Below are 8,571 nucleotides of genomic sequence, written 5' to 3'. Positions count from 1 at the left end.
GATGCGGCTGCCAAGCCTACAGGGACGTACTTGCGGCGTCCCCGCACTCCGACACCGCCCCGCCAAGCCACGGAATCCAGCCTTTGCTCTGGCCGTTGACCTGGCCTCTGCGCGTGCAGGGCGCAGCCCTGCCGAAACCCACCCTCAGGAACTGCAGGACAGCATGGAGCAGCCGGCGCGGTTGTCGGCCCACGCCGGGCGTTTGCCAGCGAAGTGTTCAAGCCCCGGGCGCTCGGTGTACGGGTCGCGCAACACCTCCTGCAGCGCATGCACGCCACCGAGGTCACCCTGCTCGGCGCGATCGATCGCCTCTTGCGCCAGCCAATTGCGCAGCACGTACAGTGGATTGGCGGCGCCCATCTTCGCAGCGCGCTCGCTGGCCGACAGCGGATCGGCGCGCAACCGCGTCGCGTAGTCCTGCAGCCACTGCTGCAACGGTGCCTGCACCGCCTGCTGGCGCGTCTCGTCGTAGTACACCGCGTCCAGCACCGCCGCATCCGGTGCCGCCGGATCGAAGCGCATCAGCGCGCGCCAGGCCAAGGTCATGTCCATGGCGCCGTCCTGCATCAATTGCTGCCAGCGCAGGTAGAGCTGCAGGTCGTCATCGTCGGCGGCGGCCAGGCCGAGCTTGGCGGCGGCATCGCGGCGCGTGCAGGCCACAAAGGTGGACTGGTAGGCGGCCAGGCCGGCCTGCAGCGGTGCCACATCGGCGAACAACGGCGACAGCGCCTGCGCCAGCCGGCTCAGGTTCCAGTACGCCACCTGCGGCTGGGTGCCGAAGCGATAGCGCCGGCCCTGCGCGTCGGTGGTGTTCGGCGTCCAGTCCGGGTCGAAATCCTCGACCCAGCCGTAAGGGCCGTAATCGAGCGTGAGGCCGAGCACGGACAGGTTGTCGGTATTCATCACGCCATGCACGAAACCCACGCGCATCCAGTGCGCGATCATCTCGGCGGTGCGTACCGCGATCTGCGAGAACCAGTCGCCATACAGCGCCTCGCCCTGCCCTTCGAGTTCCGGGAAGTCGCGGGTGATGCAGGCATCCACCAGCTGCTGCAGCAGCGCGGCTTCACCGCGCGACGCCGGCAGTTCAAACGAACCGAAACGCAGGAACGACGGCGATACCCTGCACACGATGGCGCCGGGCTCGGCACGCGGGTGGCCGTCATAGAACATGTCGCGCACCACGTCTTCGCCGGTGCCGACCAGTGACAGCGCACGCGTGGTCGGCACCCCGAGGTGGTGCATCGCTTCGCTGCACAGGAATTCGCGGATCGACGAGCGCAGGACTGCACGGCCATCGGCACCCCGCGAATACGGCGTCGGCCCGGCGCCCTTCAGCTGCAACTCCCAGTGGCGTCCATCCGGCGCGACCAGCTCACCCAGCGAAATTGCGCGGCCATCGCCCAGCTGCCCGGCCCAGTGGCCGAACTGATGCCCGCCATAGTTGGCCGCCCACGGCTGCATGCCTGCATATAGTGCATTGCCACCGAACACACGTGCGAAGCCTTCGCCTTCCACCTCTGTGGCATCGAAACCCAGCATCCTGGCCACCTCCGGCGACCACGCCAGCAGAGCGGGCGCTGCCACCGGCGTGGGCATCACCGGTGACCAGGCCGCGCCCAGCACTTCACGGCGGCGCGGACCGGATTCGGGGTCGCCCGGCAGGGTGCGCAGCAGGCGGTTGTCGAAACGGGGGGAGTCGGTATCCATGGCCTTGAAGATGGGGGCGACCGCCGCCCGCCTCAATTGCCGCTGAGCGCCTGCAGATGGCCACCGTGGGCCTCGGCGCGCTGGTAGGCCGGGCGTTCACCAATGCGCTTGAGGAAGCCACGCAGCGCCGGCTTGTCGTCGAGGCCACAGCCGCGCGCGGCCGCGGCCTGGATCGGGAAGCTCATCTGGATGTCGGCCGCGCTGAAGCGCTCACCCGCGAACCACGGGCTTTCGGCCAGGCGGCGTTCCATCCAGTCCAGGTGCAGGCGCCGCTGCGGGCCGATGAAGCCGCGCTCGGCCTTGTCGGCGATGCTGCGTGCGATCGGGCGCGCGAAGAACGGCATCGGCGCGTTGCGGATGCGGCCCATCACCAGGGTCAGCAGCAACGGCGGCATCGCCGAGCCTTCGGCGTAGTGCAGCCAGTAGCGGTAAGCGATGCGTTCGGCGCCGTCGGCCGGCATCGGTGATGGCGACAGCTGGCGCTGGGTGTCGTAGCGATCGGCCAGGTAATCGAGGATGGCGCCGGACTCGGCCAGCACCAGCTCACCGTCCTGCAGCACCGGCGACTTGCCGAGCGGATGCACGTTGCGCAGCTCCGGGGGCGCCAGCAGCGTCTTCGGATCGCGCGGGTAGCGGCGCAGCTCGTAGTCCAGCCCCAACTCTTCAAGCATCCACAGCACGCGCAGCGAACGGGAGTTTTCCAGGTGGTGGACGATGCGCATGGGGATGATCCTTGGGAAGACCTGCATCGTACCGCGCGGGCTGCATGCCGCTTGTAGAGTCGAGCTTGCTCGACTGTCGTTGAAAGCAGTCGAGCAAGCTCGACTCTACAAAACAGCAGGCAATAAAAAACGCCGGAAGCTTTCGCTTCCGGCGTTCTGGCTACCTAACGGTAGCAAACGGATTAGACCGCCTGCACCTGGTCAGCCTGCATACCCTTCTGACCCTGGACGGCGATGAAGGTAACCTTCTGGCCTTCCTGCAGGGTCTTGAAGCCGGTGCCCTGGATGGCACGGAAGTGCACAAACAGGTCCGGGCCGCTTTCCGGGGTGATGAAGCCGAAGCCCTTGGCGTCGTTGAACCACTTGACGGTGCCGGTCTGACGATCAGACATTTGACTAACTCCTGAAACACATGTTGAAAAAATCGCAGCCACCGGGTATCGGGGCCGAGACTGAGTTGCAGGCGTTGGTAAAGCGGATCGATGAGCGGATCGTGAGATCAACTGCACCAGGCCACGATTCACGGTGACCCTAGCAAACACAGTGGGACGAACGATACGCGTGTTTTCTGCAAAAAGCGATAGCCCGGACGTTCATGGGCAGGCCCCGCCCGCTAGGCGTGACAAGGGATTGCAGCCAATCGAGGCTAACTCCGAGTCCCCATTCAGGTTTTTCCTACCCTACACTGGGTAAATGACTGAAGCTGAAACCCAAGCTGAACCCGCTCTCCCCCGCATCTGGGTGGACGCGGACGCCTGCCCCAGTGTCATTCGCGACATCCTGTTCCGGGCCGCCGAACGGGTCGGGATCGAGCTGACCCTGGTTGCCAACCAGTGGATCCGCACCCCGCCCTCGCGCTGGCTGCGCTCGATCCAGGTGCCGCAGGGCCTGGACGTCGCCGACAGCGCCATCGTCGAGCGGGTCGCCGCCGGTGACCTGGTGGTCACCCAGGACATCCCGCTGGCCGCATTGGTGCTGGAAAAGAAGGCGGTGGCACTGAATCCGCGCGGCCAGCTGTATACGCCGAACAACATGGCCGAGCGGCTGTCGATGCGCAATTTCATGGAAGAACTGCGCGGCGCCGGGGTCCAGACCGGAGGCCCGCCGCCGCTGGGGCCGCGTGACCGGCAGCTGTTCGCCGCCGAACTGGACCGCTGGCTGGCGCGGCGCCCGGCCCGTTGAACGGCCCCGCCCTACCCGGGCAGGCGCAGGCTGCGCTGGCTGCTGAAGCGCCGGCGTTCCCCGCTGAACGGATCATCGAAGGCCAGGCCTTGTGCCAGCAGCTGCAGCGGCGGCTCAATGAAGTCCCGCGGCCGCTGTTGCAGTTCCGGGTAGAGGTCATCGCCCTCGATCGGCGCACCCAGCGCGGCCATGTGCACGCGCAGCTGATGCTTGCGGCCGGTCTCCGGCAGCAGCCTGTAGCGCCAGATCGGCCCCTCGGCCTCGATCAGCTCGATCCGGCTGCGCGCATTGGGCTCGCCCGGCGCTTCGGCCATCCGGAAAAACGGTTCACCCGGCACCAGCCGGCTATGCCGCTGGAGTGGGAACACCACGCCCGGCAATGCCGGTGCCAGCGCCTCGTAGGTCTTTTCGATACGACGCTCGCGGAACAGCCGCTGATAGGCATCGCGTGAGCCTGGCTGTGTGGAGAACAACACCAGCCCGGCGGTGAGCCGGTCCAGCCGGTGCAGCGGCACCAGATCGGCGTTGCCGGTGTGCGCGACCAGGCGCGCCAACAATGTCTCGCGCACATGCCGGCCCGCCGGCGTCACTGGCAGGAAGTGCGGCTTGTCGGCGACCAGCAGGTGCGCATCCAGATGAACGATGGTCTCGGCGAAGGGAATCACCGGCTCGTCGGCCACCTCGCGGAAGTACACGATTTCCAGCCCCACCTGCCACGGCATGTCCGGCGCCAATGCCCTGCCCTGTGCGTCCTGCACGCGCCCACGGGCGAAGCGGTCCATCCACTGCGCGCGATCGATGCGCGCAAAGCGCGCGCACAGGCCGTCGAGCAGGCTGGGCCAGTGGCCGGGCGGCAGCTGCAACCGGCTGGGCAGGGTCATCGAGGCCACTCCAGCGGCGAAAAGGAGTGCAAGCGTGCCACGTTGACGCCCCGCAGACAGCCCAGCCACGGACACCCCTGGAGCAAACCTCTATCATTGTCCTCTTTAGTCCACGGACCGCCCATGGCTCTCACCGCCACCATCCGCAAGGCCGAACTGCAGATCAGCGACATGGATCGCAGCTACTACGCGACCCACAACCTGACCCTGGCCCAGCACCCGTCCGAGACCGACGACCGCCTGATGGTGCGCCTGCTCACCTTCGCCCTGAACGCGGGCGACCGGCTCGAATTCGGCCGCGGCCTGAGCACCGACGATGAACCGGACCTGTGGGAACACGACTACACCGGCGACATCCTGCAGTGGTTTGATCTCGGCCATCCGGACGAATCGCGCGTGCGCAAGGCCAGCAACCGTAGCCGCGCCGTGCAGGTGGTCAACTATGGCGGCAACGCCTCGGAGATCTGGTGGAACAAGCAGAGCAAGGGCCTGGCGCGCTTCGACAACCTGTCGGTGGTCGATCTGGACGGCGCTTTCGTTGAGCAGTGGGGCCAGCAGATCCAGCGTGCGATGCGCTGGAGCGTGCTGATCCAGGACGGCGAGGTGCAGCTGCTGAACGACCAGGCCCAGCTCGACGTGATCCCCAACTGGCGCAAGCGCGCCAAGGCATGAGCACGATCCGCTGCGATGTGGTGGTCATCGGCGCTGGTGCGGCCGGGCTGATGACCGCGATCACCGCCGGCCAGCGCGGCCGCCAGGTGCAGGTGATCGACCATGCCAACAAGATCGGCAAGAAGATCCTGATGTCCGGCGGTGGCCGCTGCAACTTCACCAACACCGGTACCACCCCCGCCAACTTCCTGTCGGCCAACCCCCACTTCTGCAAGTCGGCGCTGGCCCGCTACACGCCCTGGCATTTCATCGCACTGGTCAGCAAGCACGGCATCGCGTATCACGAAAAAGAGCTGGGCCAGCTGTTCTGCGATGTCTCGTCCAAGCAGATCGTGAAAATGCTGGTGGACGAATGCCAGGCGGCCGGCGTGCAGGTCCGTACCGACTGCAACGTGCAGCGCATCGAGCACGGCAGCGACGGCTTCCGGGTGCACACCAGCCACGGCCTGTTCCACTGTGCCTCGCTGGTGGTCGCGACCGGCGGGCTGTCCATTCCGAGCATGGGTGCCACGGGTTTCGGCTATGAGATCGCACGCCAGTTCGGCCACGCGGTGCTGCCGACCCGCGCCGGGCTCGTGCCGCTGACGCTCAGCGGCAAGCACCAGGAGCGGCTGGCCGACCTCAGCGGTGTCGCCCTGCCGATCGAAGCGCGCTGCAACGGAAAGCACTTCCAGAACTTCATGCTGCTGACCCATCGCGGCGTGAGCGGCCCGGCAATCCTGCAGATTTCGTCGTTCTGGCAGCCTGGCGACGCGCTGGAGCTGGATCTGTTGCCCGGCCAGGATGCGGGCGAATGGCTGCGCCAGATGAAGCGCGAGCGGCCCGCCGCCGAGCTGCGCACGGTCCTGGGCGAGGTACTGCCCAAGCGGCTTGCGCAGCGCCTGTGCGAACACTGGCTGCCCGACCGCCCGGTGCGCCAGCTGGATGAGCCGGTGCTGCGCCAGGCCGCGCAGCTGCTGGGCGCGTTCCCGCTGGTGGCCAGCGGCACCGAGGGGTATCGCACCGCCGAGGTCACCCTGGGCGGCGTGGACACCGCCGAGGTATCGTCTTCGACGATGGAATCCAAGCGCGTACCCGGCCTGCATTTTGTCGGTGAGGTGCTGGACGTGACCGGCTGGCTGGGCGGCTACAACTTCCAGTGGGCCTGGGCGAGTGGCCACGCTGCCGGCGGCGTGGTGTGAACCAGATCGCCGTTCGATGCGCGCAAGGGGTGCGCGCATGGACGGTTCGCCGCGCATCGTGTATCTAGGTTCGCAGATTGGGGAGCAGTGCATGCAGAACGCGAACGACATCACCATCCGCCTGCTGATCGTCGATGACAGCGGCGAGAATGCCGAAGCCATCGTCAGCACCCTGCGCAACAGCGGCATCGCGGTGCGCCCGTGGCGCCCGCAGGATGCGGCCGAGCTGGCGCAGGTGCTGGCCAACCAGGCCATCGACCTGGTGCTGGCCTCGCCCTCGCAGGGCATCCCGCTGCCGCTGGTGGCCCAGCACATCGCCGCCGGCGGCAAGGATATCCCGCTGGTGCTGCTGGCCGAGCGCATCGACGAGGAAGAGCTGGTGCAGGCCAGCAGCCACGGCATCCGCGCCCTCGCCCTGCGCCACCGCCCGGAGCACCTGCTGGCCGTGGTCCGCGACCAGTGGGTGGACCTGCAGGCCCGTCGCGGACTGCGCCGCATCGAGGCACAGATGCGCGAGACGGAGCGCCGCTGCGATGCGCTGATCGCCTCCTCGCGCGACCCGATTGCCTATGTGCATGAAGGCATGCATATCCGCGCCAACGACGCCTACCTGGAGATGTTCGGCTACGAGCATTTCGACGACATCGAAGGCATTTCGCTGCTGGACATGGTCGCCGCGCAGCACGTGGAAGGCTTCAAGCAGCTGCTGAAGGGTCTCAGTCGTGGCGAGGCGCCGCCGCCGCAGTACCAACTCGACGCGCGCCACGAGGACGGCAGTGCGTTCCCGGCAACCATGGAGTTTGCGGCCGCCACCTACGAAGGCGAATCCTGCCTGCAGGTGGTGCTGCGCCGTCGCATGGAGTTCGACCCGGAACTGGCGCGCGAGGTCGAGGATCTGCGCCAGCGCGACCAGGTCACCGGCCTGCTCAACCGCCCGACCTTCATGCTGCAGCTGGAAAGCGCGGTGGCCCAGGCTGGCCGCAGCGAGGGCCAGTTCGGCCTGCTGCTGATAGAGCCGGATCACTACGCACGGCTGTTGCCGGACATCGGGCTGGCATCGGCCGATACGCTGATCGCTGCCCTCGCCTCGCTTCTGGCCGAGGTGGTTGGCGAGGACGCGCAGCTGGCGCGCTTCGGCGAGCATAATTTCGCCGTGCTGCAGGCCGGCCCCTATGCGCAGAACGTGGCGTTGGCCGAGCGCATCCGCGAAGCCTATGCAGCGCACGTGTTCAGCATCGGCGCGCGCTCGGCCACGGTGACCGTCAGCATCGGCGGCGTGCAGGTCGGCGAGAAGATTGCCAGCATCGGCCAGGTGTTGGCACGTGCCAGCGAATGCACACAGGCCGCCGCCGCGCTCGGCAACACCTGCCGCATCTTCGACCCGGCCGCTGCCGATCGGGTCGAGGAAGAACGCGTACAGCGCTGGGTGGCGCGCATCCGTGAGGCGCTGGCCGGCGACGGCTTCCAGCTGCACTACCAGCCGGTCCTCAACCTGCAGGGCGAGCCGCTGGAGCTGTACGAGGCCTACCTGCGTCTGGAGCACAACGGCGAGCTGTTGAGCCCGAACGCGTTCCTGGGCATCGCTGAGGAGCATGGCCTGCTGGCCGACATCAATCGCTGGGTGGTGGCACAGGCCATCTCGGTGCTGGGCCAGCGCGCACGCGAAGGCAGCGCCACGCAGATGCTGGTGAAGGTGACACCGGAATCGTTCGACGACCCGCAGATGGTCGCCCTACTGCGCCGCGAACTGCAGGCGCAGGGCGTGCCGGGCGAGCGGCTGTGGCTGCATGCGCCGGAGGCGAAGGTGTTCACCCACCTGCGCAGCGCCCAGCAGTTCCTTGCCGAAGTGACCCCGCTGGGTTGCCGTATCGGCCTGGAACAGTTCGGTTCGGGGCTGGATTCGTTCCAGCTGCTGGCCCACTTCCAGCCGCAGTTCCTCAAGCTCGATCGCGGCTTCACCAGCGACCTGACCGCTACCCGCGAAAACATCGACCGCATCAGCCAGATCACCGCGCGCGCGCAGGACGCGGGTATCCGCACCATCGCCGAGTTCGTCAGCGACGCCAATTCGATGACCCTGCTGTTCAGTGCCGGCGTGGACTACGTGCAGGGCGACTTCGTCGGCCCGGCGCTGCCGGAGATGGGGTTCGAGTTTGGTTGACCCCCGGGGGTGCCGGGCCGACGAAGTCGCCCTGCACGTAGTCCACGCCGGCACTGAACAGC

At 67.3% G+C, this 8,571-nt stretch carries 8 protein-coding genes; 4 read left to right on the top strand and 4 right to left on the bottom strand.

Features of this window, described 5'->3' with window-relative positions; all coding sequences use genetic code 11:
- Nucleotides 1-144: 144 nt before the first annotated feature.
- The 3 genes from ACMZPQ_RS22530 to ACMZPQ_RS22520 form a co-directional block, all read right to left on the bottom strand.
- Nucleotides 145-1,710 (bottom strand): protein adenylyltransferase SelO, encoded by a 1,566-nt coding sequence (locus tag ACMZPQ_RS22530; RefSeq protein WP_312647783.1) that lies wholly within the window; start codon nucleotides 1,708-1,710, stop codon nucleotides 145-147.
- Between the two features lie 32 nt (nucleotides 1,711-1,742).
- Entirely contained in the window at nucleotides 1,743-2,432 is a 690-nt protein-coding gene (locus ACMZPQ_RS22525) for a glutathione S-transferase family protein (RefSeq protein ID WP_312647781.1), read from the bottom strand.
- 182 nt (nucleotides 2,433-2,614) lie between these two features.
- Nucleotides 2,615-2,824: a cold-shock protein gene (locus ACMZPQ_RS22520; protein WP_004153307.1), complete on the bottom strand. Its 210-nt coding sequence runs from the start codon at nucleotides 2,822-2,824 to the stop codon at nucleotides 2,615-2,617.
- A gap of 301 nt (nucleotides 2,825-3,125) precedes the next feature.
- On the opposite strand from ACMZPQ_RS22520, the gene ACMZPQ_RS22515 reads away from it, so the two are divergent.
- Nucleotides 3,126-3,614 (top strand): YaiI/YqxD family protein, encoded by a 489-nt coding sequence (locus tag ACMZPQ_RS22515; RefSeq protein WP_197584199.1) that lies wholly within the window; start codon nucleotides 3,126-3,128, stop codon nucleotides 3,612-3,614.
- 11 nt (nucleotides 3,615-3,625) lie between these two features.
- Here the strand turns inward: ACMZPQ_RS22515 and ACMZPQ_RS22510 are convergent, their stop codons facing one another.
- The gene (locus ACMZPQ_RS22510) at nucleotides 3,626-4,495 is read right to left on the bottom strand and encodes a pseudouridine synthase (RefSeq protein WP_197584201.1); all 870 of its coding nucleotides are present in this window, start codon (nucleotides 4,493-4,495) and stop codon (nucleotides 3,626-3,628) included.
- Between the two features lie 123 nt (nucleotides 4,496-4,618).
- Here ACMZPQ_RS22510 and ACMZPQ_RS22505 point away from each other — a divergent pair, with 123 nt between their 5' ends.
- The 3 genes from ACMZPQ_RS22505 (at nucleotide 4,619) to ACMZPQ_RS22495 (ending at nucleotide 8,509) form a co-directional block, all read left to right on the top strand.
- On the top strand, nucleotides 4,619-5,167 hold the full coding sequence (locus ACMZPQ_RS22505; RefSeq protein WP_197584203.1) for a YaeQ family protein: 549 nt from the start codon (nucleotides 4,619-4,621) through the stop codon (nucleotides 5,165-5,167).
- On the top strand, nucleotides 5,164-6,348 hold the full coding sequence (locus ACMZPQ_RS22500; RefSeq protein WP_197584205.1) for a BaiN/RdsA family NAD(P)/FAD-dependent oxidoreductase: 1,185 nt from the start codon (nucleotides 5,164-5,166) through the stop codon (nucleotides 6,346-6,348). The genes ACMZPQ_RS22505 and ACMZPQ_RS22500 overlap by 4 nt, the downstream gene beginning before the upstream one ends.
- A gap of 91 nt (nucleotides 6,349-6,439) precedes the next feature.
- Nucleotides 6,440-8,509, top strand: coding sequence for an EAL domain-containing response regulator (locus ACMZPQ_RS22495; RefSeq protein WP_197584207.1), 2,070 nt, complete (start codon nucleotides 6,440-6,442; stop codon nucleotides 8,507-8,509).
- Nucleotides 8,510-8,571: the final 62 nt, after the last annotated feature.

Source organism: Stenotrophomonas maltophilia (assembly GCF_047497515.2).
GTDB lineage: Bacteria > Pseudomonadota > Gammaproteobacteria > Xanthomonadales > Xanthomonadaceae > Stenotrophomonas.
This window is presented reverse-complemented; position numbering and strand designations above follow the sequence as displayed.

Coding starts and splice junctions, on each gene's coding strand:
- ACMZPQ_RS22530 (WP_312647783.1), bottom strand. CDS start 1,710: ATGGATACCGACTCCCCCCGTTTCGACAACCGCCTGCTGCGCACCCTG.
- ACMZPQ_RS22525 (WP_312647781.1), bottom strand. CDS start 2,432: ATGCGCATCGTCCACCACCTGGAAAACTCCCGTTCGCTGCGCGTGCTG.
- ACMZPQ_RS22520 (WP_004153307.1), bottom strand. CDS start 2,824: ATGTCTGATCGTCAGACCGGCACCGTCAAGTGGTTCAACGACGCCAAG.
- ACMZPQ_RS22515 (WP_197584199.1), top strand. CDS start 3,126: ATGACTGAAGCTGAAACCCAAGCTGAACCCGCTCTCCCCCGCATCTGG.
- ACMZPQ_RS22510 (WP_197584201.1), bottom strand. CDS start 4,495: ATGACCCTGCCCAGCCGGTTGCAGCTGCCGCCCGGCCACTGGCCCAGC.
- ACMZPQ_RS22505 (WP_197584203.1), top strand. CDS start 4,619: ATGGCTCTCACCGCCACCATCCGCAAGGCCGAACTGCAGATCAGCGAC.
- ACMZPQ_RS22500 (WP_197584205.1), top strand. CDS start 5,164: ATGAGCACGATCCGCTGCGATGTGGTGGTCATCGGCGCTGGTGCGGCC.
- ACMZPQ_RS22495 (WP_197584207.1), top strand. CDS start 6,440: ATGCAGAACGCGAACGACATCACCATCCGCCTGCTGATCGTCGATGAC.